24 protein-coding genes are annotated in these 26,458 nt (G+C 41.2%); 17 read left to right on the forward strand and 7 right to left on the reverse strand.

Annotation, left to right across the window (positions count from 1 at the left end; all coding sequences use genetic code 11):
* Positions 1–209 precede the first annotated feature (209 nt).
* The 12 genes from fucP to P2W72_RS08320 all read left to right on the forward strand — a co-directional run bounded on the left by fucP (position 210) and on the right by P2W72_RS08320 (position 12,014).
* Positions 210–1,466, forward strand: a complete 1,257-nt coding sequence (gene fucP / locus P2W72_RS08265) for an L-fucose:H+ symporter permease (protein ID WP_276360763.1) — start codon at positions 210–212, stop codon at positions 1,464–1,466.
* Positions 1,459–1,788: an L-rhamnose mutarotase gene (locus P2W72_RS08270; RefSeq protein WP_276360765.1), complete on the forward strand. Its 330-nt coding sequence runs from the start codon at positions 1,459–1,461 to the stop codon at positions 1,786–1,788. The genes fucP and P2W72_RS08270 overlap by 8 nt, the downstream gene beginning before the upstream one ends.
* 4 nt (positions 1,789–1,792) lie before the next feature.
* Positions 1,793–3,469 (forward strand): altronate dehydratase family protein, encoded by a 1,677-nt coding sequence (locus P2W72_RS08275; RefSeq protein WP_276360768.1) that lies wholly within the window; start codon positions 1,793–1,795, stop codon positions 3,467–3,469.
* A gap of 21 nt (positions 3,470–3,490) precedes the next feature.
* Positions 3,491–4,255, forward strand: a complete 765-nt coding sequence (locus tag P2W72_RS08280) for a glucose 1-dehydrogenase (protein WP_276360770.1) — start codon at positions 3,491–3,493, stop codon at positions 4,253–4,255.
* Positions 4,256–4,272: 17 nt separating this feature from the next.
* Positions 4,273–5,589, forward strand: a complete 1,317-nt coding sequence (locus tag P2W72_RS08285; protein WP_276360773.1) for an alpha-L-fucosidase — start codon at positions 4,273–4,275, stop codon at positions 5,587–5,589.
* 4 nt (positions 5,590–5,593) lie between these two features.
* Complete coding sequence (locus tag P2W72_RS08290) at positions 5,594–6,451, forward strand: fumarylacetoacetate hydrolase family protein (RefSeq protein ID WP_276360775.1); 858 nt, start codon at positions 5,594–5,596, stop codon at positions 6,449–6,451.
* Entirely contained in the window at positions 6,438–7,271 is an 834-nt protein-coding gene (locus P2W72_RS08295; protein WP_276360777.1) for an amidohydrolase family protein, read from the forward strand. Before P2W72_RS08290 ends, P2W72_RS08295 begins: the two co-directional genes overlap by 14 nt.
* A 62-nt stretch (positions 7,272–7,333) precedes the next feature.
* Complete coding sequence (locus P2W72_RS08300) at positions 7,334–8,119, forward strand: SDR family oxidoreductase (RefSeq protein ID WP_276360780.1); 786 nt, start codon at positions 7,334–7,336, stop codon at positions 8,117–8,119.
* A gap of 247 nt (positions 8,120–8,366) precedes the next feature.
* The gene (locus tag P2W72_RS08305) at positions 8,367–9,071 is read left to right on the forward strand and encodes a GDSL-type esterase/lipase family protein (RefSeq protein WP_276360782.1); all 705 of its coding nucleotides are present in this window, start codon (positions 8,367–8,369) and stop codon (positions 9,069–9,071) included.
* A 178-nt stretch (positions 9,072–9,249) separates the two neighbouring features.
* Positions 9,250–10,113 (forward strand): GIY-YIG nuclease family protein, encoded by an 864-nt coding sequence (locus P2W72_RS08310; protein ID WP_276360784.1) that lies wholly within the window; start codon positions 9,250–9,252, stop codon positions 10,111–10,113.
* Between the two features lie 169 nt (positions 10,114–10,282).
* Positions 10,283–10,756 (forward strand): GNAT family N-acetyltransferase, encoded by a 474-nt coding sequence (locus P2W72_RS08315; RefSeq protein WP_276360786.1) that lies wholly within the window; start codon positions 10,283–10,285, stop codon positions 10,754–10,756.
* Positions 10,757–11,057: 301 nt separating this feature from the next.
* A complete protein-coding gene (locus P2W72_RS08320; protein ID WP_276360788.1) occupies positions 11,058–12,014 on the forward strand; it encodes a Fic family protein in 957 nt (318 codons plus the stop codon).
* Between the two features lie 128 nt (positions 12,015–12,142).
* On the opposite strand, the gene P2W72_RS08325 is transcribed toward P2W72_RS08320, so the two are convergent.
* The gene (locus P2W72_RS08325) at positions 12,143–13,138 is read right to left on the reverse strand and encodes an FAD:protein FMN transferase (protein WP_276360790.1); all 996 of its coding nucleotides are present in this window, start codon (positions 13,136–13,138) and stop codon (positions 12,143–12,145) included.
* A gap of 48 nt (positions 13,139–13,186) precedes the next feature.
* Positions 13,187–14,524, reverse strand: coding sequence for a putative oxidoreductase C-terminal domain-containing protein (locus tag P2W72_RS08330; RefSeq protein ID WP_276360792.1), 1,338 nt, complete (start codon positions 14,522–14,524; stop codon positions 13,187–13,189).
* A 135-nt stretch (positions 14,525–14,659) separates the two neighbouring features.
* On the opposite strand from P2W72_RS08330, the gene P2W72_RS08335 reads away from it, so the two are divergent.
* Positions 14,660–15,802 (forward strand): glycoside hydrolase family 18 protein, encoded by a 1,143-nt coding sequence (locus P2W72_RS08335; protein ID WP_276360794.1) that lies wholly within the window; start codon positions 14,660–14,662, stop codon positions 15,800–15,802.
* 412 nt (positions 15,803–16,214) lie between these two features.
* The gene (locus P2W72_RS08340) at positions 16,215–17,099 is read left to right on the forward strand and encodes a class I SAM-dependent methyltransferase (RefSeq protein WP_276360796.1); all 885 of its coding nucleotides are present in this window, start codon (positions 16,215–16,217) and stop codon (positions 17,097–17,099) included.
* Positions 17,100–17,424: 325 nt separating this feature from the next.
* Here the strand turns inward: P2W72_RS08340 and P2W72_RS08345 are convergent, their stop codons facing one another.
* Positions 17,425–18,291: a serine hydrolase gene (locus P2W72_RS08345; RefSeq protein ID WP_276360797.1), complete on the reverse strand. Its 867-nt coding sequence runs from the start codon at positions 18,289–18,291 to the stop codon at positions 17,425–17,427.
* 111 nt (positions 18,292–18,402) lie between these two features.
* Between P2W72_RS08345 and P2W72_RS08350 the strand changes: the two genes are divergently transcribed.
* Positions 18,403–19,887, forward strand: coding sequence for a M14 family zinc carboxypeptidase (locus tag P2W72_RS08350; protein WP_276360798.1), 1,485 nt, complete (start codon positions 18,403–18,405; stop codon positions 19,885–19,887).
* A gap of 369 nt (positions 19,888–20,256) precedes the next feature.
* Here P2W72_RS08350 and P2W72_RS08355 read toward each other — a convergent pair whose 3' ends face one another.
* The 4 genes from P2W72_RS08355 to P2W72_RS08370 all read right to left on the reverse strand — a co-directional run bounded on the left by P2W72_RS08355 (position 20,257) and on the right by P2W72_RS08370 (position 24,293).
* Positions 20,257–20,790 carry an ORF6N domain-containing protein gene (locus tag P2W72_RS08355; protein WP_276360799.1) on the reverse strand — a complete coding sequence of 178 codons (534 nt, stop codon included), beginning with the start codon at positions 20,788–20,790 and terminating at the stop codon, positions 20,257–20,259.
* Between the two features lie 194 nt (positions 20,791–20,984).
* Positions 20,985–21,962, reverse strand: a complete 978-nt coding sequence (locus P2W72_RS08360) for a glycosyl hydrolase family 18 protein (protein ID WP_276360800.1) — start codon at positions 21,960–21,962, stop codon at positions 20,985–20,987.
* Entirely contained in the window at positions 21,963–22,952 is a 990-nt protein-coding gene (locus P2W72_RS08365; protein WP_276360801.1) for an N-acetylmuramoyl-L-alanine amidase, read from the reverse strand.
* 18 nt (positions 22,953–22,970) lie between these two features.
* Positions 22,971–24,293, reverse strand: coding sequence for a D-alanyl-D-alanine carboxypeptidase (locus P2W72_RS08370; protein WP_276360802.1), 1,323 nt, complete (start codon positions 24,291–24,293; stop codon positions 22,971–22,973).
* A gap of 187 nt (positions 24,294–24,480) precedes the next feature.
* On the opposite strand from P2W72_RS08370, the gene P2W72_RS08375 reads away from it, so the two are divergent.
* Together P2W72_RS08375 and P2W72_RS08380 are read left to right on the forward strand one after the other, a co-directional pair.
* Entirely contained in the window at positions 24,481–25,611 is a 1,131-nt protein-coding gene (locus tag P2W72_RS08375; protein ID WP_276360803.1) for a P1 family peptidase, read from the forward strand.
* 1 nt (position 25,612) lies between these two features.
* Positions 25,613–26,440 (forward strand): aminotransferase class IV, encoded by an 828-nt coding sequence (locus P2W72_RS08380; protein WP_276360805.1) that lies wholly within the window; start codon positions 25,613–25,615, stop codon positions 26,438–26,440.
* Positions 26,441–26,458: the final 18 nt, after the last annotated feature.

Consider the following 26,458-nt stretch of genomic DNA (forward strand, 5'->3'; position numbering starts at 1 on the left):
ATGAAGCAGGGATGCTCCTTATAGCTGCAATGCCTGATTGCTGAATATTTTAAAATCATTCACATTAAGCTCAATCACTATAAAATAAAACCTCCTGAATTAGTATTATTGTAATGTAATCCTGATGCCATGCCGGCTTTCAAGCTGAAAAAATATTTTTCAGAATAAGGGAAACACACTTGCAAAGGAACATACTATAGCAGGATCATATGGCTAAGAACAAATATTTTTTCCCGTTTATAATGGTGACATCCCTTTTTTTTATGTGGGGATTTGTTCACAACCTTGATCCGATCCTGATCCCTCACTTAAAAAAATCATTCAGTCTGACTAATCTCCAGTCATCCATGGTTGATTCATCTGTGTTTATTGCTTATTTGTTGATGGCAATTCCGGCAGGTTTACTGATGAAGAAATATGGTTATAAATCGGGTATCATCACCGGATTGCTTCTATTTTCTCTTGGATCTTTTTTGTTTATCCCTGCCGCTGATACAGGTCAGTATGTTTACTTTCTGGGGGCTTTATTCATTATTGCCTGCGGCCTGACCATTTTGGAAACAGCCGCGAATCCTTATGTTTCATTGCTGGGAGATCCGGCAACATCTACCCGCCGGTTGAATTTTGCACAATCGTTCAACGGACTGGCTGCTACCCTGGCGCCGATCATTGGGGCCAGAGTCTTGCTTACTCAGGGTACATCTGATGATGAGCTGAATGCTATGACAGATGCTGCCCGTCAGGTTGCTCTGGCGGCTGAGGCAGCCAGTGTTAAAACACCTTATCTTATTCTCGGAACATTGATCCTGAGCGTTGCTGTCATTTTTTATTTTACCCGTTTACCCGAGATTGAAGAAAGTGAAGATGAAACTGAAAGCAAAAATGTGTTCCAGGCTTTACAACACAGGCATCTGCGCTGGGCCGTGGCAGCACAGTTTTTTTACGTTGGTGCGCAGGTATGTGTGTTCAGTTTTTTTATTTTGTACGCTGTGGAGGTTGCTGATATTGATAGAATTATTGCTGCCGATTATCTCGGCTGGGGATGTGGTCTTGCCTTTATGATAGGCCGTTTTGTAGGAGTATTTCTGATGAAATTTATCAGTTCTGAAAAACTGCTGGCAATCTATTCTGTTCTGTGCATTGTACTTAGTCTTCTGGCGGTATTCACAACCGGATTTATGGCAATCTATGCCGTAATCGGGATTGCATTCTTTATGTCGATCATGTTCCCGACTATATTCTCATTAGGACTTAAAGGGCTGGGAAAGGATACCAAGTTCGGAAGCAGTCTGATTGTAATGGCCATTGTAGGTGGGGCCGTTTTGCCTCCTGTATTTGGCTCTATCGCTGATTTTACCGGTAGTATACAAAACGGGCATATAGTAAGTGCGATTTGTTTCGGGGTTATACTTTTGTTTGCTTTAAAGGGGCATAAGGTCTATAAAACGGGTACTGCTCATGAATAGATATTGTCTTGCGCTGGATTTGAAAAATGATCCCCTGCTTATTGCAGAATATGAAGAATGGCATAAACAGGTATGGCCTGAAATTATGGAAAGCATCAGATCCTCGGGCATTGAGTCTATGCAGATCTATCGTTTTGCTAACCGGCTTTTCATGATCATGGAGGTAAATGACAGCTTCAGCTTTGAGAAGAAATCGGCTGCAGATGCTGCCAATCTTAAAGTGCAGGAATGGGAAGAATTGATGTGGAAATATCAGCAGGCCATTCCGGGAGTTGCTGCAGGAGCAAAATGGGTATTAATGAATAAGATTTTTGAATTATAATATAATGAGTAATACGAGTAAAGATGCTAAGGTACACAGGTTCTTGCAGGTTCATTCTGCCGACAATGTACTGGTAGCCCTGCAGGATCTTAAAAAAGGGGAAGAGATCAGTTTTGGCGGACAAACAATCAGTCTGATTACAGATGTGGCTTCAAAACATAAATTTGCCATTAAGCCCTTTGGTGTTGATGAGCAGATTACCATGTATGGAGTTTTGGTTGGTAAAGCGTCTAAACCTATCGCTTTGGGTGAGGCCCTCACTACAGGAAATGTGTATCATGCCTCAAGTGATTTTGTGCTTGGCGAGAGAAAGCTGAACTGGGAAAAACCAGATACTTCAGCATTTGAGGGGAGAGCTTTTAATGGATTTCATCGTGCCGACGGGTCTGTTGGTACCTCCAATTACTGGTTGGTTATCCCGATGGTGTTCTGTGAGAACAGGAATGTGAATGTATTGAAGGAGGCCCTCGACGAAAAACTGGGGTATAAAAAAGCAAAAAGCTATGAAAATGAGGTCGAAAGTCTTATTTCTTTATATCGTAGCGGGAAGTCAACTGAAGAAATTATAAATGCCGATTTGAAATCTACACCGGTTGAAGCTTCTAAAACAAGATTATTCCCTAATATCGACGGAGTTAAATTCATCACTCATGATATGGGATGTGGTGGAATAAAGCTTGATGCAGATACTTTATGCGGTCTGATTGCCGGATACATTACTCATCCAAATGTTGCAGGAGCTACTGTTTTAAGTCTGGGCTGTCAGCATTCTCAAACGAGTACTCTGGAGAACGAAATTAAAAAGCGTGACCCTGATTTCAGTAAGCCTCTGGCCATTCTGGAGCAGCAGGCACTGGGCACTGAAACCAATTTGATGCAGGAAGCTCTGAAAAGAACTTTCGCCGGATTGATTGAAGCAAATAAAAATGCGCGTAAGCCGGCGCCATTGTCTAAATTATGTATCGGACTTGAATGCGGTGGTTCTGACGGGTTTTCAGGGATTTCAGCAAATCCGGCTCTGGGTTATGTTTCTGATCTTCTGGTTTCAATGGGTGGAGCCGTGGTGCTTTCTGAATTTCCTGAACTTTGCGGTGTGGAGCAGGAGCTCAGCGATCGCTGTGTGGATGTGGATACCGCCAATCGCTTTATGCATCTGATGCGTACCTATAATGCCCGTGCTGTGGCTGATGGATCGGGTTTTTATGCCAATCCATCTCCGGGAAACATCCGCGATGGATTGATCACTGATGCAATTAAATCAGCTGGAGCTGCAAAAAAAGGTGGTACTTCTCCGGTAACAGCTGTGCTGGATTATCCTGAGAAGGTGCAGCGTATGGGACTGAACTTATTATGTACTCCGGGATCTGATGTGGAAAGTACCACTGCTGAAGTGGCTTCCGGAGCTAATATTGTGCTCTTCACTACCGGTTTGGGGACCCCGACAGGAAACCCTGTGGCTCCGGTTATCAAGCTGAGTACCAATACAAAAACATTTCAGAAAATGCCTGATATTATCGATATTAACTGCGGAACAATCATCGATGGTACAGAAACCATACAGGAAAATGCTCACCGTATTCTGGATTATGTAATCAGGGTAGCCAGCGGTGAGGAACAGCCAAAAGCAGTTCAGCTGGGTCAGGATGATTTTATCCCATGGAAACGTGGGGTTTCTTTATAAATTAATAAATACTAAAAATATATGTTCAGCTTAAAAGGAAAAACAGCAGTAATTACGGGGGGCGGAAGCGGTATCGGAAAAGGTATTGCTAAAGTGTTTGCAGCGCAGGGTGCCGATGTCAAAATTGTGGAATTGAATCAGGATGCAGGCCTGGCGGTAGTCAAAGAGATCACTGATGCCGGTGGTCAGGCTTCTGTACATGCATGTGATGTATCGAAACAAACAGATGTAGTGGCATTGTTTAACAGCATCGGAAAAATTGATATTCTGGTAAATAATGCAGGTATTGCACATGTTGGAAGAGCAGATACAACATCTGAAGCCGATTTGGACAGAATTTACAATGTTAACGTTAAAGGTGCTTACAACTGCCTTTTTGCAGGTATTCCGTTGATGAAAAAGAATGGCGGAGGTGTAATTCTGAATCTGGCATCGATTGTAGCTATCGTTGGTGTTGCAGATCGTTTCGCTTATTCAATGAGTAAGGGCGCCGTTTATGCAATGACACTTTCTGTTGCTAAAGATTATCTGGCAGATAATATCCGTTGTAACTCAATCTCTCCGGCAAGGGTTCATACCCCATTTGTGGATGGATTTATTGCTAAAAACTATCCCGGTCAGGAAAAAGAAATGTTCGAGAAGCTTTCTAAAACCCAGCCGGTTGGCAGAATGGCCACTCCTGAAGATATCGCAGCAATTGCATTATACCTTTGCTCAGATGAGGCAAGCTTCGTAACCGGAAATGATTATCCGATCGACGGAGGATTCATTAAACTGAACAGTTAATTTAAAATCCTTTTACTATGAAACGGTTCATTCTTAGCCTTGCTTTTGCACTTAGTATCAGTACACTGCAAGCTCAGCATCAGTATCCGCACCCGATGCCTGAATATACTCCTGCAGCTGAAAATCTGGCCAGTCGTGCCGAGTTTCAGGATATGAAATTCGGGATGTTTATTCACTGGGGTATTTACAGTGTGCTGGGGGATGGGGAATGGATCATGCATAATAAGCGGATTCCGTACGATAATTATCAGCGTCTGGCAGGATTCTTCAATCCGCAGGAGTTCAATGCGAAGGAATGGGTGCAGCTGGCTAAATCAGCAGGCATGAAGTACATCACCATCACATCCCGTCATCATGATGGATTCAGTATGTTCAGAACCACTGCTTCAGGGTATAATATTGTGGATGCTACTCCATATAAAAAGGACCCGATCAAAGAACTGGCTGAGGAATGTCAGAAAGAGGGTATCCGCCTTCATTTCTACTATTCCCTGCTCGACTGGGGAAGGAAGGATTATGGCTTTGAAAAACCGATTGAGAATGGTGCCCCTGCAAATACCGACTGGAATTCATACATCCGTTTCATGAAGACGCAGCTGACCGAGTTACTGAGCAATTATCCATCAATCGGAGGCATCTGGTTCGACGGACACTGGCAGCGTCCAACCGCTAACTGGCATTATGATGAGATCTATAGTCTGATTCATAAGCTGAATCCGCGGACTCTGGTAGGCAATAACCACCATATCACACCTATTGCCGGAGAGGATATACAGATGTTCGAAAAAGATCTTCCTGGTGAAAATAAAACCGGATTCCGTAAATCGGAAACAATCAGTTCGCTGGCTTTAGAAACCTGCGAGACGATGAACGGAAGCTGGGGATTTAACATTAATGACCGCAAGTATAAATCCTCGAAAGAACTGATTCATTACCTTGTTAATGCTGCAGGCCGGAATGCTAATTTTCTGCTGAATGTGGGGCCTATGCCGGATGGAAAGATTCAACCTGAGTTTACTGATACGCTGAAAGTGATGGGTACCTGGCTGCAGAAGAACGGTGAAAGTATTTATGGAACCCGGGGTAATGTAATTGCCCCTCAGGATTGGGGTGTAGTAACAGCAAAAGGGAAATCATTGTATGCACATATTATGAAACAGCCCGGCAGGGAGTATATTTTTATGCCGGGGTTAAAAGATAAAGTGCTTTCAGCAGCGTTGCTCGCCGATGGTACTAAACTTAAATTTAAACAACAGCCGGAAGGCGTATTCATTTATACGGATCAGCTAAACTTTGATCCGGTTAACACGATTATCCAACTAAAAATTCAATAATACCATGAAATTAATAAGATGGGGGAAACCCGGACAGGAAAAAACAGGAGTCATTATCAAGGATGTAAAATACGATACCTCAGCATTTGGCGAAGATTATAATGAAGCTTTCTTTGAAAATGACGGATTGAACCGTTTAGCGGCATTCCTGAAAGCCAATGAAGGTAAACTTCAGCAGATTGCTGATTCTGAGCGTCTGGGTTCACCTGTGGCACGTCCGTCCAAGATACTTTGCATCGGATTGAATTATGCCAAGCACGCAGCAGAAGCAGGTATGGCAATTCCTGCAGAGCCAATTCTGTTCATGAAGTCGACTACCTCACTTTCCGGCCCATTTGATGATATCATTATTCCTAAGGATTCAGTAAAATCTGACTGGGAAGTGGAGCTGGCATTTGTGATCGGTAAGAAAGCAAGCTATGTTTCTGAGGCAGAAGCTTTGGATTATGTAGCGGGTTACGTGCTTCATAATGATGTTTCTGAGCGTGAATGGCAGCTGGAGCGCGGTGGTACCTGGGATAAAGGTAAGGGCTGTGATACATTTGCTCCGCTTGGTCCGTTTATGGCTACTGCTGATGAGATTTCTGATCCGCATAAACTAAGATTATGGCTGAAGCTAAACGGCAAAACTTTACAGGATAGCAATACCGATGACCTGATCTTTAATATTCCATTCCTGATTTCTTATGTGAGCAAATTCATGACCTTGCTGCCGGGGGATGTCGTTTCGACCGGAACTCCTGCAGGTGTGGGCATGGGCTTCAAACCACCGATCTTCCTTAAAGACGGAGATGTGATTGAGCTGGGTATCGACGGACTTGGGGTAGCAAGACAGGTAGCTAAAGCCTATGTTAAAGCTTGATTCACATCAGCATTTCTGGAAATTTAACCCAATAAAAGATAACTGGATCACAGAGGAAATGGAAGTCATACGTCATGACTTCCTTCCTTCTGATCTGAAGCCGTTGCTGGATGCCAATGGTATTCATGGCTGTATTGCAGTACAGGCAGATCAGTCGGAGGCTGAAACAAATTTTCTGCTCGGCCTGGCCCGGGACTATGATTTCATTCGCGGAGTTGTAGGCTGGGTGGATCTCTGCTCAGACCGGATCAATGAACGACTGGACTATTATTCCCAATTCCCGAAACTCAGGGGATTCCGTCATATTCTGCAGGCAGAGCCTGTTGAATTTATACGTAAGTCTGAATTTCAACGCGGTATTGCCGCTCTTCAATCCTATGGATTTACCTACGACATACTAATTTATCCAAAGCATCTTCCTCAAAGCCTTAAGCTGATTCAGGATAATCCCGGGCAATTATTCGTTATTGATCATCTGGCTAAACCGGATATTAAAAATGGCCGTTTCGATACCTGGGATGCCGAAATGAAAGAAATCGCCAGGTATGATCATGTCTTTTGTAAACTCTCCGGAATGATTACCGAAGCCCATCTTAAAACATGGAGAAAGGAAGATATCTTTCCGTATATGGATAAAGTTTTCGAATCATTTGGCGCCGAACGCCTGATGTTTGGAAGCGACTGGCCCGTATGTAAACTGGCAGGGGAATATGATGTGGTTTGTAGTCTGGTGGATGAGTATCTGAGTAAGTTAAGTATGACCGAACAGGAACTGGTTTGGGGAAAGAATGCAGAACAGTTTTATAATTTAGTAAATTGAGCTTTGCTTCCTGTCATTGACATTCTTAAAAACAACATTATGATTGATAAAAGGCAAATACAATGGATTTAAAATTAAAAGATAAGGTAATTCTGGTGAGCGGTGGTGCTAAGGGAATTGGCGAAGGGATTGTAAAGGTATTAGCAGCCGAAGGAGCCATCCCGGTGATCATCGGCAGAAATGAAGCAGATAATTTGAAAACACTTCAGACTATTGAAGCTTCGGGTGCCAGAGGGTTCCAGATCAAAGCAGAATTAACGCTGCCTGAAGAATGTGAGAAGGTAGTCAGACTCACGCTGGAGAAATTTGGAAGGATTGATGCACTGGTGAATAATGCAGGGGTAAATGATAGCGTCGGGCTCGAAAAGGGTTCTTATGAAGGCTTTATATCCAGCCTGCACAAAAATGTAATCCACTATTATCTTCTGGCGCATCATGCTTTGCCGGCGCTGAAAAAATCCAAGGGCGCTGCTATCTTGAATATAAGTTCCAAGACAGCTGAAACCGGCCAGGGCGGAACATCAGCCTATGCCGCAGCCAATGGTGCCCGTAACGCACTGACCCGCGAATGGGCGGTTGAATTGCTGCCATTTGGAATTCGTGTCAATGCCGTGATCGTAGCCGAATGCTGGACTCCGCTCTACGAAAACTGGATCAATACACTTCCCAATCCTGAAGAGAAACTGAAAGACATTGTTAAAAAAATACCACTCGAAAACCGCATGACCACCGCCAATGAAATTGCTGATACCGTTGCCTTTTTACTTTCAGAACGATCATCCCATACCACCGGGCAATTGATTCATGTGGATGGGGGGTATACGCATCTGGATAGAGCTTTAAGCTGAAAGGTTGGCGCGACAGTATATTTTTGACCGTCATTCCTGCCTGCCGCAGGCAGGTCGAAGGAAGCATGACTGAGAAACTTTCTAACTAAGGCCAATCCATTTCTCCTTCCACAAAACTGTTCTACCGATAAAAATTCCCTTTGTTCAACCAAATCACTAAATTAAACATCAATACCGTAATGAATCTATTGAGTAATTCATCTTCCAATATCACAATCATCTCAGGCAACAGCTAACCGGCAATCCTATGAAAAAATCACTCCTGATCCTTCTGGCAACTCTCTTTTTATCCTTTCAAGCTTCTCAAAGCGCAGATCCTGCCAGCTATTTAAACGATTTGAAAGTTGAAATGAAAAAGGAATGGCCTAAAAACAGAACCATCAATCTGGTGTTTCACGGGCATTCAGTTCCTGCGGGATATTTCAAAACCCCGGTGGTGAATACCCTGGAAGCCTATCCTTATCAGGTCTTACGAGCGCTGAAAGCAGAATATCCCTTTGCGGTCATTAATATCATCAATACCTCCATTGGCGGAGAAAACTCAGAAAGCGGTGCCAAACGCTTTGAAGTTGAAGTGTTAAATCATAAACCCGATGTGTTGTTTATCGACTATGCCTTAAATGATCAGGGCATCGGACTGGAAAGAGCTCGCGTAGCCTGGGAGAAGATGATCAGTACTGCCCTGAACAAGGGTATCAAAGTGATTCTGCTCAGCCCTTCACCCGACCAGCGCGTGAATATCCTGGAAGCCAATAATGTGCTGGAGCAACATGCCACACAAATTAAAAACCTGGCCGATAAACATAAAGTAGGATGGGTAGACAGCTACGGACTGTTCCGCCAAAAGGCACGTTCGGGTGAACCGGTTTCAAATTACATGTCTCAGGTCAATCATCCGAATGAAAAGGGGCATGCGTTGATTGCTGAGGGGATTGTGGAGTATTTTAAATAGTAGTTGTCGGTTATCTGTTACTGGGGTGTCAGGAGTTTGGGTAGAATTTATATATTTAAGTACAAGGATGGTTAAACATGCCACAATACACCCGAATTTGGTGGGCTTGTGGTAATTTTATCATCCTTATATACAAGTTAGCAGTCAGGCTATTTGACATCACAACAAGAAAGAAACTATGAGTAAAATAACTTGGGACAATATTCAAAATCAATCGGACGAAATTTTATCGGACGGACTTTATACTCTTAAATCAAGACCTTTTGACAACTTCTCAAACGTGACAGAAAATGGGTTTGGCAATTATCTCATTTCCCTTGACAAAAAACCATTCTATATTGGTGAAGCTAAAGAACTTTTAAAAAGAGTAAAACAACAAGCAAAGCCGACAACTTCAACTTTTTACAAGAATTACTTAAAAGTTTCAAAGACAAATCAACTAATTAAACCTGTTGACATTGACAATTTTAAAATACAGTTCATAACTACCAAAATAGGAAGAAAAGAAATTGAAGAATTTGGCATTGTAAACTTGCCGACAAAACTCAACAGCTTTCAACTCGACAAGAGAAAAAAGTTTGAAATTAAAAACCAAAATGGTCTATGGTTGAGTGTTCAAAACGAATTTGCAGACATTTTAAAACAAGGAGAAACTAAACTCTTCAAAACGACTTTTCAGCCTTGGTTCAATTTGACAACAATATCCAATGCTGGACTTTATTTGGTAAAAGACAAATCAGACAGACTTATTTATATTGGCGAGAGTTCAGACGTTGGTGAAAGAATTGCAACTCACAGCGGACGAACTTATTTTTCTGCTCTTAGAAGACATATAGGAACTGATATACTCGGCTTTCAACTTAAAGAGATTAACAAAAAGAAAAGATACTTTAGTGACAGCGAAGACAAGAAAGTAACTGACTATTTAAGTAGTTGCAAGTCGACAGTTTTTACTGTTAACTTCGGACGTTATGAACTTGAAGAATATTTGATTAAAAAGCATAGACCATTGTTAAACCGTAAAGGCAACAAAGACGAATGAAAAAAGCCCGAACTGCTAACACACGTTTGGCGTCATGCGGGGTGACGTGCTTATATTTAAGTTCAGTTTTCCAATTGGACTTTAGTAGTAGGTTGACAGTTTTGCGCTTCGAAATCCCGCACGAACGCCAAGCGTGGGAACGTTACAACCAATCCTAAATCAAAACGACATGAATATCAGAGTGGCAAGGCAGGAAGACTTAGTCGAAATGAAACAATTATATGTTAATACAATCCATTCTGTTTGCAAAAATCAATACAATGAAAGTCAACTTATAGCATGGTCATCTTCATCTCAAAATGATCAGCGTTGGCAAGAAATGATAAGTACGCAATATGTGCTTATCGCTGAAATAAACAATCAAATAGTTGGTTTTGCAACTCTAAAAGAAGGAAACTACATTGACTTTTTTTATGTTCATAAAGATTTTCAGCGAAGAGGAATCGCAAATGAATTGTTGTCGCGAATTGAAAGTGAGGCTAAGTCTTATAACACACAAGTTTTGACATCCGATGTAAGTATGACCGCAAAAACTTTTTTTGAAAAGAACGGGTTTGTCGTTGTGAAAGAGCAAGAAAATATAAGAAAGGATGTTGTGCTTATTAATTATAAAATGAAGAAAGAAAATAAGCACTGGCTATAACATGGGTTTTGTGTCAGTCGGGCTGAGGTGCAAACTTGAAGTTTTGTGCTCAGAAATCCCACACTAACGCCAAGCCCCAAACACTCTGTCCTTAGTTTCAGCGCAGCACCTCTAAGGATTATTAAATGGAATGGAGTCTTTGACTCTTCAGAAGCTTGCTTTTAATAGTCTATTCTCATCTATTCATGAAATTTAGGATACCTCGGCAGTCTTCCTGCAAATCTTACCAATTCATTAGCTGCATCTTACAGAATTGAGTTATCTTTGATACTATCATTTGATACTATCAAAGATTCAATAAATGAAACCACCCTATCAAATCACCGGAAAGATTCTCAAATTAATTGCTTCAATTTCGGAGAAAATCGGGGAGGTGAATGCGGCACATTTGAACAAACCTCCGACAGAACTCAGAAAGAAAAACAGGATTAAAACGATTCATTCCTCCCTTGAAATTGAAGGGAATACCTTGTCAATTGAACAGATAACGGCAATTATTGAGAATAAAAGAGTTGCAGGTCCCGGAAAGGACATTCTGGAAGTTAAAAATGCAATTGCCGTTTATGATGACATGGACAGACTGAATCCATATGATTTTGAATCATTTTGTGAAGCACATGGAATGTTGATGAAGGGACTAATTGAATCAGCCGGAAGACTCAGAACAAAGTCTGTCGGGATAGTTAAAGGTTCAGAGGTTGCACATCTAGCTCCGCCGGGTGAAATGCTTAAACCTTTAATGCATGATTTATTTGACTATCTAAAAAATGATGATGATTTAGTTCTGTTAAAAAGTTGTGTATTTCACTACGAAATGGAATTTATCCACCCATTTATTGACGGAAATGGAAGAATGGGAAGGCTATGGCAGACACTGATACTAAAAGATTCCTATCCTGTTTTTGAGTATTTGCCTATTGAAGCCTTAATAAAAGAGCGGCAGGAACTATATTATGAATCTTTGAGGAAATCCGATCAAAGCGGCGAATCCACAGTATTTATTGAGTTCATACTGGGGATAATTCTTGAATCGCTTGAGGGATTATTGAGTATTCAGAACCCGAGTTTAACCAGTATTGACAGAGTTAATTTGTTTAAATCAATCGTAAAAGATGATTATTTTACAAGAAAAGTATACCTGAAAAACTTTAGGGAAATATCATCAGCAACAGCAAGCCGTGATTTGAAATTTGCGGTTGAAAATGGTTTAATCGAAAAGAATGGAGACAAAAATACAGCAAGATATAAATACAAATAAAGCCCTTAAAGCTTATATCTTCTGTCCTTAGTTTCAGCGCAGCGCCTCTAAGGATTATTAAATGGAATGGAGTCTTTGACTCCAACAAACCAGGTATTGTCAATCAATAAAAAACTTCTGCATTCCAATTACCTGAAAAACCCCACACTCGCCGTATCCCTCACCGCTCCATTCGCATCCTGATAAATGAAATAGGCTTCCAGTCCCTTATGTTTTTTCAAAAAGGCAAAGGCTTTTTCAATTCCCATTCCAATCAGCACATTATCATACCCATCGGCACTCATGGCATCTTTGGTCTTCACCGTTACGCTGATCATTTCATTGCTGATGGGCCGGCCGGTTTTGGGATCCATCAGATGGGAAAGCTTTTTGGCGCCATTCTGAATAAATTTGCGGTAATTGCCGGAAGTAGTGATGGCTCCGCCTTTCATTTCGATGATCTTCTGTATACCGGCATCATCGTCTTTGTTTTCTGAAGGCTGTTCAATCCCGATTTTCATGATCTGATTGCCGGGCTGTTTACGTCCCTTTACCCGGATCTCGCCACCAATTTCAATCAGGTAATTTTCAATGCCCCGGCTCTCCAGATAAGAAGCAATTACATCCACACTATAGCCCTGCGCAATGCCGTTTACATCGATTTTAAGGCAGGGAATGGATTTGATGAGTCTTCTTCCTTCGATGCGGAGTTTGTCGGAACCGGAACATTTCAATGCACTTTCTATCATTTCATCCGAAGGCTGATTGCTATGTCTTTTTGCACCGAAGCCCCATGCTTCCACAATAGGCAGGATACCGATGTCGAACACCCCATTACTTTCCTTCCAGATCTTCAGAGAACGCTGCACCACTTTGTGCAGGTGCTCGTCCATTTCAATTCCGGTTTCCGACTGATTAAACTGATTGATCAGGGAATAGGGTTTGTAAATGGAAAGGGAGCTGTCCAGTTCACTGAATTTCAGATCAATGGATTTGGAACTGATGGTTGCTTCATTGTCGTAATAGCTGATCTGATAGCTCGTACCCTGGGCAAAACCTTCGATATGGTAGGCCTGCAAGCCGGACTCAGATTGTAGCGCCGGACTGCAGGCGCTCAGGATCAACAGAATCCAGACTAAGGGCATTTGATGTAAATTCCTGATCTTGCTCATCAATTTCTTTCCCGGCTGCTTTTATTGTTTGATCGCAGAAGTTGTGGTATAATATTTAGCAATCATATTCGGTACTTCCCAGGCTGGCATCTCATTATTGCTGATGTAGCGGATAGCCATTTCGGCTGAGTTTGTACCCTTGAAAGTTCCGGGTTTTACAATCCATTCATTGCCTTTTCTGATCAGATCAAAGCCCGGATATTTCTGCTGAAATTCGGCCTTTACCTTTTCTATGACCGTAGTAAATCCGGCTTCAGCAATCCCCGGTGCTGCCCGTATATAGAGCGTAGCCCGATGTTTTTCTTCAGCACCCTGTCTGATCTCCAGATCAGCTTTGGTACCACGCATTAAGGCATAGTGGGTATCTCCTGAACCTGAGGGCTCCCTGTATTTCCAGTTAACCGTAACTTTAGCATGGACCCCTTTGATCGTATAATTGATTTCGCCATTAGCCATAACCGATAATATGCTGTCTTTCAGGTATTTTTTCAGATAATCAGGATAATCTACACGGGTAACACGTTTAAATTCCGAAGGAGTCAAATTAGTAGGCCATTCTCTGGAGCTGAGTATTTTGATGTCCTTTTGATAGTTAAGTATCACTCCCGGGAATCCGGCCCATTGCGACATATCGACCAGGTGGGTACTCACATCCGTAATGCCATGTCCCTGTTGCTCAATATCAAAAAACCAGGCCGGACGGCGTGCAGGTTCTGATCCTGAAAATTTCAGGAAATGATGCAGGTTCTCCTGAATAAGAGAAGGATCCTCTATGCTTCCTTTTTTTAGTTTACCGAAGAGTTCAGGCGTGGCAGCCAGTTCCTTCTGAAGAATATTGCTGATGTCATAGCGCAGATCCATCGGGTCGAAAAGTTTTAGGTTCTTTTTCTCCGCAAGCTTGAAAGTTTCTTTCAGCATATCAAAATCCTTAGGCGTAACGGCCAGAGGTTTATCTGCCAGAACATGCATGCCGGCTTCAATGGAGCGACGCATGTATTCTCCTTTTTTACTGTTATTTCCGGAAATAATGACGGCATTGCCCTTTTTTTCTGCAAGCATCTTTTCCAGATAATCCGTACCTGTATAAACCACCATTTTCCATTGGGTAGGGTTGGAGGAGCGGGAATTCATGGAATGAATACTTCGTAAATAAGTCTCCACATCCGGTCCGGCTGGGGCATAAACATGCACCTCAGCGTCCAGTCCTTCGTACATTCTTCCCTGCATATAAGTGGCATGTCCGTGTCCGGGATCCAGCACGATCAGCTTAAGGGGAGCGGTTTGCGCAATTAGATTGAAGCTGCTGATGCACAGTAGCAGCATCATACTTAAATAGGATAATACTTTGTTGAATTTCATTTTCAGAGGTCTTAAATCAGATCTTACAAACCGGAATCATTTTTCGGCTTGTTGCTCTCAAATATAAGAGAATTGATCCTTTCATATTCTTCATCTATTTTATATATTTTTAATAAATCTTAACTCTTCCGGATTATGAAAATGAAATTCCTGATTTTATCGATTTGCTGTACAGCACTATGTGTTGCTTGCTCTTTGACTAATACCTATTCACAACAAAAGAAGAAATTTATTGTGAACGGCTATGTTGGAGGATATAGAGGGGTTGTGAAGGTCGACGAAATTGATGCCGACAAGCTAACACATATCAATTATGCCTTTGTGGATGTGAAAGACAGCACGGCTTTTCTGACTAATCTGAAGACCGATTCAACGAACTTTCGTTTGCTTAACGGACTGAAAAAGATCAATCCCGATTTAAAAATTGTGATTTCTATCGGTGGCTGGTCGTGGAGTGAGAACTTTTCGGATGCGGTATTAACACCAAGCTCCAGAAAGTTATTTGCAAAGAGCAGTGTGGATATTGTCAGACAATATGATCTGGATGGGGTGGATATCGACTGGGAATACCCTGCCATGCGCGGGGAGGAAGGCAATGTGTATCGCCCTGAGGATAAGCAGAACTTTACACTTATGTTCAGGGATATTCGTGCTGAGCTGGATAAACTCGAAGCAGAAAAGGGGAGAAAATACCTCTTAACGGCCGCAGTGGGTGGTTCCAAATCTTTTGTGAACAATACAGAGATGGCTGAAGTCGCTAAGATTCTGGATTATATCCTGATCATGACTTATGATTATGGGGGTAAAACGGTCGCTCATCATACGAATCTTTACCCTTCAAAAGGAATGGAAAATTCAAGTTCAGCCCATAAATCGGTGATGGATTTTATGGAGGCCGGAGTACCTGCACATAAAATAGGATTAGGTGCAGCTTTTTACAGCAGGAGCAGAGAGGCTGAGAGTACCGTGAATCATGGAATCAACCAGCCCCAGGTTACGGGATCAAAAGCTGCGGCCGGAAAGGGTGGAGGTTATACCAAAATGAAGAGTGAGTTTATCAATCAGAATGGATACAAAAGGCACTGGGATCGTCATGCCAAAGCACCCTATCTCTTTAATCCGGATACGAAAGTATTCATTACTTATGACGATGAACGTTCGATCAGGAAGAAAGCGAAATATATCCGTAAACATAAACTGGCCGGAATATTCTTCTGGGAGTATTTTTCAGATCCGCAGGAATATTTGTTAAACGAGATTCATCGGGTGATGAAGTAAGATTTCTGGAAGAAGGTTGTTGTTGTCTGCTGAAAGGCTCTGCATCGTCCGTGTTTGCAACGCGGATGCCTGAGACAGATATTTATAATGTCTTTAATGTCATAAGAAGGATAATACCAACTGGGGGCCGATAAAATCGCTGTTCTCGCTTGTCCTGATTACAAACGATGGCGAGCAGGTATGTTAATTACAACATCAAATTCCTTGCAGATTCGTTTACTTTAACGAAAATTTCAATAATTTTATTAGAAGTAAGCTTAGTTTGTTGTTCTTAAAATTTATCACTTAAATATAACAAGCGTTCTTAGTTATTGATAATCAAATAGTTGTATATTAGTTATCCTGTAAATTATTCTCACCTTATCCTGAACTCAATTTGGTTTACTAAATATTCATCAGTTAGAAATTCCTGATGAACGAAAAGCAACGTTTAACCTATAAAATCAGACCTATGGAAAAACAATTTGAAGAAATCAGAGAACAGCAAAAAGCATCGTGGAATAAATCGTCTCCCGGATGGAAAAAATGGGATGACTTAACCATGGATTTTTTAAAACCATTCGGTGATAAAATTATTCAGCATCTGCATTTGAAAGATACGGATGTGGTGCTGGATGTAGCTGCAGGTACGGGGGAACCCGGGTTAACAATTGCATCAATAGTCAAAAGCGGAAAAGTTATCATGACAGACCTTGCTGATGATATGCTTGTAATTGCACGTGAAAATGCTCAAAAAGCAGGGATTAAAAACATTGAATTTAGCGTATCTGATGTATGCGAATTGCCTTTCCCGGATAACACTTTTGATGCGATAAGCTGTAGAATGGGTTTTATGTTTTTTCCGGATATGCTTTTGGCTGCAAAGGAAATGGTGCGGGTGTTAAAGCCGGGAGGAAGAATTGCAGTATCCGTTTGGACGGGCCCTGATAAAAATTTTTGGTTTTCAGGGATAATGGGTATAATCAAACAAAACATGGAATTACCAACTCCCCCGCTTGGCTCACCCGGAATGTTTCGTTGTGCAAAAGATGGCCTCATTTCCGATTTATTTATACAAGCGGGATTGAAAGACATTTCGCAAATCGAAATTCCAACGAAATTAAAGTGCCAGACTGCCGAAACCTATTGGAGCTTTGTGTCAGAAGTAGTTGGTCCGGTAGTGAGTGCTTTAAGTACTGCTGACAGCGCGATGAAAGAAAAAATTAAATCAGAAACTTTTCAGTTAGTGAATCAAAAATATGCTGAAGGTAAAGTTTTGATAGATGCCAGTGCGTTCGTAATTAGTGCGAGGAAATAGTTGTTTTTCATTCATCGTTTGGAAGGAAAACACGAACTGAGGGGGTATTGCCAAAAACGGGATAGAACGTCTTCCATTGGAGATTTTTGCAGGGTTCAACTTTCTGTTCTTCAATTGAACTTTTGTGCCCAAAGTCCCCGCCTTCGGTAATACCTCAATCTGCATCGTCCGGGTTTGCAACGCGGATTGCTGAGATAGATATTTATAATGTCTTTATGCTATTCCGGGAGCGATAAAATCGCTGTTCTCGCTCATCCTCGTTACAAACGAGGACGATAATGGGTATCACGTAAAACTTAAAACGCCATACGCATCAGCCACAACGTTAACTTTTCCCTACAACATAATCATAAACCATCCTCGAAACTCTCGCCATCGATTTTACCGCTGCCTTATCATCTTCCAATTCCTTCGATAATAAGACTAAAACATATTTCCTCCCATCAGGAAGCAACACAATGCCGGCATCATGATTTACTCCTGTAATCCATCCGGTTTTATGTGCCACATTTACATTCTTAGGTAGTTTTGCCGGGATTTTATCATTGAATTTCTGATCTAGCAGAATATTGATCATGGCCTCTGATGAAGCCTCGTCGACTGCCTTACCTTCAGCTATTTTGCTGAAGATAATCATTTGGTCATAAGCGGTAGTGGTATTATTCAGTCCTGCACGAAAAGCCTTGCTATCTTCCACACCCCTCAAAACCTGGATATCATTGGCTCCCATTTCATGCATGGTTTGATTGGTATTTTTAGCCCCCACCAGGTCAATGATCAGATTAGTGGCCAGATTGCTGCTTTGAATAATCATTTGATAGAGGAGATCATAGATCTTAACCTTTGATCCTGCTTTACCATAGAGGCCGGTATCACTGTCGTCTTTCGGATTCAGGGAGTAGGGACTGCCGTCAATAATACTTTTAAAATCATTTCTGACAGTAATTGAATCTTCCATTGAAAATTTCCCGGATGCAGCCTGTTTGTATGCCTCAATCAAAACCGGGGTTTTCATCGTGCTGGCAGCATGGAAGGTAATTCTTTCATTAATGAGAATTTCTTCTCCATCTGCAAGATCTTTAAAAGCCAGTGCAAAAACTCCCTTGTTTTTAGCCAGTTCTGCCTGAATCTGTTCTTTCATATCCTTTGGATTTTTATTTCCTGCAGGTATAACAGACAGTAGGATGGTCATGATCATTGTAAACATTTGAATACCCCCGAATAATAAGCATGTCTGCACGAATATAGGAATAGTATAATTTGTATTTTTAGCCGGTTTAATTCATTTATTTCTTGAGATCTTATGAAATCGAAAAGTTTATTTCTTACTGTTTTGCTTTTTATTGCTGTGCAAATTGCTGCTGCTCAGGACTCTTTGCAGGTTAAAAAAGATGTCGACAGGGTATGGGATAGTTATGAACTGTATCATGAAGCAAGTATTAAGAATCGATTTATTAAGCATAATGATGTAGTGCAGTTGATTCAGAAGCATGTAAGCTCAGGCTTGTTTGCCAGTGAAGAGATTGGCAGATCCATTAAGGGGCGCAGCATTAATCATTTGAGTTATGGCAGGGGCAGGACCAAAGTTCTGCTGTGGTCGCAGATGCATGGTGATGAATCTACTGCAACGATGGCGCTTTTTGATCTGTTTAATTTTTTGTCGGGGAATGATGAATTTGACTCTTTAAGAAGACTGATCAGAGATAATCTTGAACTACATTTTGTTCCGATGCTGAATCCTGATGGCGCTCAGGAATGGAAAAGAAGAAATGAACAGGAAATAGATATTAACCGTGATGCCCGTCGCCTGGTAAGTCCTGAAGGGAGGGCCCTGATGGAAATTGCGAAAAAAATTGAACCCGAAATTGGTTTCAACCTGCATGATCAGAGTACGCTGTATGCAGCCGGTCCGACAAATAAATCGGCAACCATCTCTTTCCTGCCACCTGCATATAATTATGCAAAAGACATGAACGATGTCAGGAAGAGGGCTACCCGTCTTATTTTGGAAATGAATGATGCCCTGCAGACCCGTATTCCGGGTAAAGTGGCTAAATATAATGATGATTTTGATCCACGATGCTTCGGAGATACATTTCAGGGAATGGGTATTTCTACTATTTTGATTGAGTCGGGCGGCTTTGTGAATGATCCTGAAAAACAATACATCCGTAAGCTTAATTTTTATGCCATTCTGAATGCACTGGAATCAATCGCCAGAAAATCATACGAAGGCCAGAATCTGGCCAAATACGATATTATTCCTGAGAACAGCCGGTCTCTTTATGATCTGATCGTCAGAAATGTCAGTATTCAGAAAGAGGGTTCAGTGTTTAAAACTAATCTGGGTATAAATCTCAATCAGATCAAAGGACCGGGGTATGCGAGTATGTTTTATAATGGACGTATTGAAGAACTTGGGGATATGGAACTGAATTATGGTCACCATGAGATTGATGCATCGCAGTTTAGTCTCAATCCGGGTAAAGTAAAAATTCTGACTAAAGCAGAATGGGATAAAATGACGAAGGTGGAAGAGTTTCAGCTGATTAAAGAAGGGTTTTTATTTGTGAAATTTTCGGATAGTGCTTCGCCTGCCGGACCTTTAAAAGACAGACTGATCAACCTGACTAATCAGGAAAACGGTCCGCTGAAAGCTGCCGGGATCGGACAACCGGCTCAGTTTCTTTTAACCAAAGATGGAAAACCTGAGATTGCGGTATTGAACGGTTATGTACTTGATCTGAATAAAGAAGTTCAGGAAGTACCGAATGTTTTTGGATATTGATTTTCCAGTCCTAAGCATAATTGGATCCACTTTAATTTTTTAACCTGAGTTCGACCTATGAACAAAGACAGGTAATATAAAAAAATACGTAATTTGATTTAAGTTGACCTGGATTGTTGCTTCGAGGCTATCTGTGTCTTTAAAGAAAATAGGCAGCTACTAATTGTATTTGTTTTTTAATAGTATGTCCGGTTCAAATTAGTCTAACAAAAGTAATTACATAAGAGCTTCCTATTCAACGGTAATCCGGGTAATTAAAATTTATAATAATACGGTTTTGGCAGGTTTAACTACCAATATTAAATTAGATAAACTATCTATGAAACCTTAATCATAAGGACATAGCAGTTTCAAAAAGGACATGAGCCTTTAACCTTTACCCACTACAAATCCAATTTCAGGTAAGTGTTTAGGGTCTGTTTGCTTTCCAATAAGTTCATCCAGATAGTTAAATACTATTTCTAAGTTTTTGTCATGATTGTTAAGTTTTTTTTTGATTTTTTCAATTTCGAGATTCAGGTCGGAGTGATTATTCAGAATATGCTTGATTCGGGTAAAAATTCTCATGATCCTGATGTTTACCTGAATAGCTCTTTCGCTACGTAATACTCCTGATAACATAGCCACACCCTGTTCTGTAAATGCATAGGGTAATTTTCTTGTACCGCCCCAACTTGATATTCCATTCTGGAATATCAAGTTTTTAAACTCTTCTTCATAAAGCTGAAACATGAAATCCTCCGGGAATCTTGTTTTATTTCGGAAAACAGATTTGTTTAAATTCCCTGTCGTTACCTGATATAGCTCAGCCAAATCTTTATCCAGCATCACTTTGGTATTCCTGATTATATAAATCTTACTAATAACAACTTCATCAGTAATAATTGCGGCATTCGATTCCATCGTAAGAATTGATTTTTCAAATACAATTTAAGATTCACCGGCAATACTATCATGAGTACCTAATTATAGGTATGAATTAATGAGTAAAAGGAGGAGATATTGGAAAACCAAAAGAAATTTGAGAAAACCACAAGTCGTATTTGTCTTTTAAAGCAAAATATCATCCATTTTTTATTCAATAAACTCCTAAAACCTTATTTTGAATAAGCAACCTTATTGATCAGGTTCAGTAAGGAGAACTTTCCTGCTGCATCGCCCAAAATCTGCCAGATCATGATTCCTGAAGCATTTTCTTTGGCAAGCAGTGTTTTCTTACGCATGGTTGCTTCTCCGTTATAATACATCATCTTCCCATCCGGCATGGTCATCTGATCTGCTTTTTCGGCTCCCGGAAAGGTGTTTACAATCTGTCCGTAGTTCATGCTTGAAGCAGGGGAAGTTAATTCAGGTCCGAAACCATAACCGTAAAAACCAACACCCAATACAATTTTCTCTTTGGGGATATTTCTTTCCGTTCTGAAATAATTCAGATCTGCAAGGGCGTGCTCATAAGTTGAATGCGGACCCGGTTTGGAAGGTTTCCATGGGCCCGTATGGTCATAACTCATCAGAGTCATAAAATCATATTGTGCCAGTGCCCTGTCACTTAACTGATCTTTATAGAAAATAGCTATTGCAGCGGTAACAAGCTTTTTATGAGGTTTAAGAACATTGGTAAGCCCAAGTACAAAATTCTCATAATTCTCATCGATGTCACTTCCTTCAATATCCACATCAATACCGTCAAAATCATACTTAAGGGTAATCAAAAGCAGATCATTGATGAATCTTGCCCTGTTTTCATCTTTTAAGAGTTTATGATAATATTCATGTTTCCCTCCGCCTGCAATAGATGGCAGCACTTTAACATGATGTTTATGGGCCGCTTTAATAAAGGGTATGAGCGCGCTAAGATCCTGATTGAAGTTGCCCAGCGTATCAGGGTTCAGAAATGAAAGGTTGATATGCGTCAGCTTATCAAATGGTACAGTTTTCAGATCGGCAGTCATGGCCGCTTTTAAGGAATAATATCCTATAATCCTGAAGTCTGATTGTTTTTTTCTTTGCCCCTGTACCTGAAGGCTAAGAACCAGTGCCAGTATAAAAACTACAAGCTTTTTTGTGGTGCCCATTTATTCAGGATAAAATTCGCTTACTCTGTTTTCTTCTTTAAATGCTTCATCCTCTCTGCCCAGTTTATGCAGTATCTGTGCCCGGTATTTATGGCATTTTGCTGCTACGTATGAATCAGGGAATGATTTTGCTGACTGTGTAAACAGATCATAGGCTTTTTGAAGTTGTTCCTTGTTCTTGCTTTTCATCAGGGCCTTCGCATCGGTATAATCCTGATACCAGCGTTTCGCAACCGGACTCATACGTTCTGCTTCCTGCAAAGTAGCAAACAGCGGAGGGAAGTCTGAAGCTATTTTAGGGCGGATAACTGGTATGCTTCCTCCCAGGAATTTCTCTATAGCTTTAGCAAAAGCTACTGCTTCATTATAGTTATGCTCTTTTTGCTTTAATCTGGTTTCTTCTTCCGGATTGGTAAAAAAGGACGCTTCTGCCAGAATTCCCGGGATTCCATAAGTTCCCCTTAATACTGAAGAACCAGCACTGCTGAATATGGTATAATCAGAAACTACACTCACTGGTGTTTTTGATTTGTACATGTATTTCCGGAGATTTTTGCCCAGCATTTTACCCAGTTTTACACCTGCCGAATTGGAAGATGAGAGTCCGTGGTAATAGATGATCGGGAAATTTACTGCCGGGTCTGCAGTTGCATTATGATGAATGGAAACAAACAAATTGGCCTTATTGTCATTTGCCATTTTAGCGCGATCAGCCAGAGGAAAGGGCACATCGGTACTTCTTGTCATCAGTACTTTTGCTCCTTTTGCTTCCAGTAGTTCCTTCAACTGTAATCCTACTCTCAGGTCTATCCATTCTTCACGTTCTCCGCTTGCTGCCTGGCGGTAGCTGTCGGTTGCAGCACTTCCTCCATGACCCGGATCAACAACGATTACTTTTCCGTCCAGTGGAAGCTTCTTTTGAGCAAATGTTACTGTTGAGAATAACAGGCAAACTATTGATAATAAGGTAATTGATTTGATTCTATACATGATGTTATTTGATTATTATTAGTAATTGTTGTGGAAATGAGTGATGATCCTGCCCATCTCCTTGCGGATATCAGCAGTAGGGATCATGAAATTATTGTTAATGAAAGAGTATATGTATTTTTCCCCTTTCCGTGTTACAAAAAATCCTCCCTGTAAATGCACATTGGAAAGAGTGCCTGTCTTGGCCCAGACAAATGGCTGACCATTATCGGTTTCATAAGCATTTTTCAGAGTGCCGCTTACACCTCCCGCAGGCAGAAGATTGTGTAGTCTTTGTTCAGTCCCAACTTTTTCTTTAATCTTGATCAGGGTGGCAATTACTGAACGCGGACTGAAAAGATTATATCTTGATAATCCTGAACCATCTCTCCACTGGAATTTATCAGGCAGGTCGTTCAGAAAGTTTCTGGAGCTGTAAGCAATGGCAGAGTCTACACTCAGTTTGCCCGGAAGCAGAGATGAGCAAATGTAAAGGATATGTTCGGCCAGATAATTATCGCTTGGCAGCATCATTCTTCTGTAAAGCGAATCTGAAGGAACACTGTAAAGTGTCTTTGCATTTGCCGGCATAGCCATTTTACTGATATTAACAGGTAATTTAAGTGTATCACTCAGCATAGCACTGGTCAGCTCAGCACCGGGTACCAGATACAGTGTTTGTTTATAATTTGCCGGTACAGGCATTGCCGGATAGCTGAAACTATTGGTTTTATCATCTCTGCGAACAGTGAAATTCCCTGGATGGAAAGCAGTATCAAGCCTTAAATGATTCATCAGGAAAGCAGGTTTGATTTGCAGTCTGCCATTTTTATCGGTATATGCCTGTGCCGTATTTTCACCTATGGGCATTGAAACCATGGCAATGGTATATATTGCAGAACCATTAAAGCCGGCACTGGCATTAGCATGAGAATAGAAAAGTTGTTTGCCTGAGTTTTTTAGAAAATCATAAACTCTTGTTGATCTCAGGTCAGGATGCAGAAAGGAGGGATCGCCGGTACCCCAAAAAATCAGTGAATCACCCTTGCTGATGTAACGCAGTCCGGGTATAGAATCTCCCAGCATTCTCAGTGCTGTGTATAATGTGAAAAGCTTTGTGTTTGAAGCCGGAATTAACGGTTTATTGGCATCCAGCTCAAAAATCTTCTTATTGTTGTCGTTATTGTAAAGTGCAAAACCCGTAACATGATTTTTCAATACTTCAGAGCTTTTGAATACCCTGGCAACTTTTCGTTTCGTTAGTTTCTGAGCCTCAGAACTTGAATTGAATATAAACACTAGCGAGAGACATAAAAAGACAGTCTTCAGGATCATTTTTGAAATAGAAAATTGAAAGCTCATCGGGTTAATTTTATGTCTTATCACTTTTTAAAGAGATGAGGGGTTTTGAGGCAGATATTATTTTCATGCAAGTTAGCTTTCTGAGGGCATAAATAAAAGTATAATCGCTGTTCTGAATGTGCTCTGATTTCATATTCATTTAGCTTGTTAAAGCTGCTAATCCTTATTTTATTGCTTATTATTGTGTATGCACAAGAAAATCTATTTTATGCTATTTTGTGTTCTTCCGTATTTTGCGGATGCTCAGGATAAGCCGCGACCAAGGGAAATGGGTATTAAAATCGGGGTTTTGCCTTCCGGGAAGCTAAATGCAATTACAGATGTTGCCGGAGTTAAGGTTGGGCATAAAACCTTAATCAGCGGAGAGTCTGTCCGCACCGGAGTAACAGCCATTCTGCCGCATGATGGTAATATCTTTCAATCTAAAGTGCCGGCGGCAATCTTTGCCGGAAATGGTTTTGGGAAGCTTAGCGGCAGTACCCAGATTGATGAATTGGGAAATCTGGAAAGCCCGATTATCTTAACCAATACCCTGAATGTGGCAGAAGGAATACAGGGTGTAATTGAGCATACTCTCTCACAAAAAGCTAATGAAGGAGTGCAGTCAGTGAATGTTGTTGTAGGTGAAACAAATGATGGCAATCTGAATGATATAAGAGGACGTTACGTTAAAAAAGAAGATGTGCTTGATGCTATCCGGTCAGCTTCTGCCGGACCGGTTGAAGAAGGTAATGTTGGTGCCGGAACCGGAACTGTTTGTTTTGGGTTTAAAGGAGGGATCGGGACTTCTTCCAGAAAATTGCCTCAGAGCTTAGGTGGGTATACGGTTGGAGTTCTGGTACAGAGTAATTTCGGCGGGGTATTGCAGATTGATGGTGTTCCGGTAGGAGAGGAATTAGGTAAATTCTCATTCAGTGATAAACTGCTGAACAATGTGGATGGTTCATGTATGATTGTGGTGGCCACCGATGCTCCATTAGATGCCAGAAATCTGGAACGTTTGGCTAAACGTGCTTTCCTGGGCCTGGGCAAGTCGGGGGGCATTGCCTCTAATGGGAGTGGTGATTATGTCATTGCATTTTCCACTGCCGAAGAGCTTCGGATTCTTCATCAGCCGGTAAGGCCGGTTAATCAGGCAGGATATCTGCATAATGATTTTACTTCTCAACTGTTTATGGCGGCTATTGAAGCTACAGAAGAGGCTGTAATTAATTCTCTGTTTGCTGCCAGAACTATTAGTGGGCATAATGGGCGTAAGATCGAAGCCCTTCCTCTTGATAAGGTAATTCCAATTCTGAAAAAATACAATCGACTATAAAATGAATAAATTATATGTTTGGGTCAATGACTCTTTGATCCCATCTGAAGAGGCCAGTGTAAATATCTCAGATCTTGCTGTACAAAGAGGCTACGGTATCTTTGATTTTTTTGAGACCGTAGAGGGTAAACCTGTCTTTCTGGAGGATCATCTGGACCGGTTCTTTCGTTCTGCGGTGCTGATGCGTCTTGGGGTTAAACAGGGCCGGGATGAAATCAGAAACAGGATCATGGAGCTGATTAAAAAGAATAATTTGGGTGATTCAGGTATTAAGATCATACTTACAGGTGGTTTCTCTCCGGATGGTTTTAGTATTGCTGAGCCTAACCTGATTATTACCCAGCAGGAGTTTCAGATTCCCAGAGCGATGCTGGAGAAAGGCATCAGTATCATCACTCATGAATACCAGCGCCAGTTCTCCGATGCTAAAACACTGGATTATCTCCAGGCCATCTGGCTGCAGCCTGTTCTGAAGGAGAAAAAAGCAGATGATGTGCTGTATCACAGTAATGGCCTGCTTCGGGAATGTCCGCGGGCAAATTTTTTCATCATAACAAAGGATAATAAGGTACTGACTCCGGGATCAGAAATGCTGAAGGGGATAACCAGAAAGCATGTATTGGAAATATCGGCAGGTATGTATGAAACCGAAGCCAGAGATGTGAGTATGGACGAACTCAGAAATGCCAAAGAAGCATTTATTACCAGTACAACAAAAAATATTCTGCCGGTAGTTCAGATTGATGGAAGAACTTTAGGAGATGGGATGCCTGGTGAGGTGACCAGAACACTTGCGAAAGAATATAACAGGATCATTTACGGATCCTGAAGTTAAGAATGCCCCGGT

The organism is Daejeonella sp. H1SJ63 (genome assembly GCF_029360775.1).
GTDB lineage: Bacteria > Bacteroidota > Bacteroidia > Sphingobacteriales > Sphingobacteriaceae > Daejeonella.

What these genes read in the sequence shown, in the direction of transcription:
- fucP (WP_276360763.1), top strand. Translation starts at nt 210, where the DNA reads ATGGCTAAGAACAAATATTTTTTCCCGTTTATAATGGTGACATCCCTT.
- P2W72_RS08270 (WP_276360765.1), top strand. Translation starts at nt 1,459, where the DNA reads ATGAATAGATATTGTCTTGCGCTGGATTTGAAAAATGATCCCCTGCTT.
- P2W72_RS08275 (WP_276360768.1), top strand. Translation starts at nt 1,793, where the DNA reads ATGAGTAATACGAGTAAAGATGCTAAGGTACACAGGTTCTTGCAGGTT.
- P2W72_RS08280 (WP_276360770.1), top strand. Translation starts at nt 3,491, where the DNA reads ATGTTCAGCTTAAAAGGAAAAACAGCAGTAATTACGGGGGGCGGAAGC.
- P2W72_RS08285 (WP_276360773.1), top strand. Translation starts at nt 4,273, where the DNA reads ATGAAACGGTTCATTCTTAGCCTTGCTTTTGCACTTAGTATCAGTACA.
- P2W72_RS08290 (WP_276360775.1), top strand. Translation starts at nt 5,594, where the DNA reads ATGAAATTAATAAGATGGGGGAAACCCGGACAGGAAAAAACAGGAGTC.
- P2W72_RS08295 (WP_276360777.1), top strand. Translation starts at nt 6,438, where the DNA reads ATGTTAAAGCTTGATTCACATCAGCATTTCTGGAAATTTAACCCAATA.
- P2W72_RS08300 (WP_276360780.1), top strand. Translation starts at nt 7,334, where the DNA reads ATGGATTTAAAATTAAAAGATAAGGTAATTCTGGTGAGCGGTGGTGCT.
- P2W72_RS08305 (WP_276360782.1), top strand. Translation starts at nt 8,367, where the DNA reads ATGAAAAAATCACTCCTGATCCTTCTGGCAACTCTCTTTTTATCCTTT.
- P2W72_RS08310 (WP_276360784.1), top strand. Translation starts at nt 9,250, where the DNA reads ATGAGTAAAATAACTTGGGACAATATTCAAAATCAATCGGACGAAATT.
- P2W72_RS08315 (WP_276360786.1), top strand. Translation starts at nt 10,283, where the DNA reads ATGAATATCAGAGTGGCAAGGCAGGAAGACTTAGTCGAAATGAAACAA.
- P2W72_RS08320 (WP_276360788.1), top strand. Translation starts at nt 11,058, where the DNA reads ATGAAACCACCCTATCAAATCACCGGAAAGATTCTCAAATTAATTGCT.
- P2W72_RS08325 (WP_276360790.1), bottom strand. Translation starts at nt 13,138, where the DNA reads ATGCCCTTAGTCTGGATTCTGTTGATCCTGAGCGCCTGCAGTCCGGCG.
- P2W72_RS08330 (WP_276360792.1), bottom strand. Translation starts at nt 14,524, where the DNA reads ATGAAATTCAACAAAGTATTATCCTATTTAAGTATGATGCTGCTACTG.
- P2W72_RS08335 (WP_276360794.1), top strand. Translation starts at nt 14,660, where the DNA reads ATGAAAATGAAATTCCTGATTTTATCGATTTGCTGTACAGCACTATGT.
- P2W72_RS08340 (WP_276360796.1), top strand. Translation starts at nt 16,215, where the DNA reads ATGAACGAAAAGCAACGTTTAACCTATAAAATCAGACCTATGGAAAAA.
- P2W72_RS08345 (WP_276360797.1), bottom strand. Translation starts at nt 18,291, where the DNA reads ATGACCATCCTACTGTCTGTTATACCTGCAGGAAATAAAAATCCAAAG.
- P2W72_RS08350 (WP_276360798.1), top strand. Translation starts at nt 18,403, where the DNA reads ATGAAATCGAAAAGTTTATTTCTTACTGTTTTGCTTTTTATTGCTGTG.
- P2W72_RS08355 (WP_276360799.1), bottom strand. Translation starts at nt 20,790, where the DNA reads ATGGAATCGAATGCCGCAATTATTACTGATGAAGTTGTTATTAGTAAG.
- P2W72_RS08360 (WP_276360800.1), bottom strand. Translation starts at nt 21,962, where the DNA reads ATGGGCACCACAAAAAAGCTTGTAGTTTTTATACTGGCACTGGTTCTT.
- P2W72_RS08365 (WP_276360801.1), bottom strand. Translation starts at nt 22,952, where the DNA reads ATGTATAGAATCAAATCAATTACCTTATTATCAATAGTTTGCCTGTTA.
- P2W72_RS08370 (WP_276360802.1), bottom strand. Translation starts at nt 24,293, where the DNA reads ATGAGCTTTCAATTTTCTATTTCAAAAATGATCCTGAAGACTGTCTTT.
- P2W72_RS08375 (WP_276360803.1), top strand. Translation starts at nt 24,481, where the DNA reads ATGCACAAGAAAATCTATTTTATGCTATTTTGTGTTCTTCCGTATTTT.
- P2W72_RS08380 (WP_276360805.1), top strand. Translation starts at nt 25,613, where the DNA reads ATGAATAAATTATATGTTTGGGTCAATGACTCTTTGATCCCATCTGAA.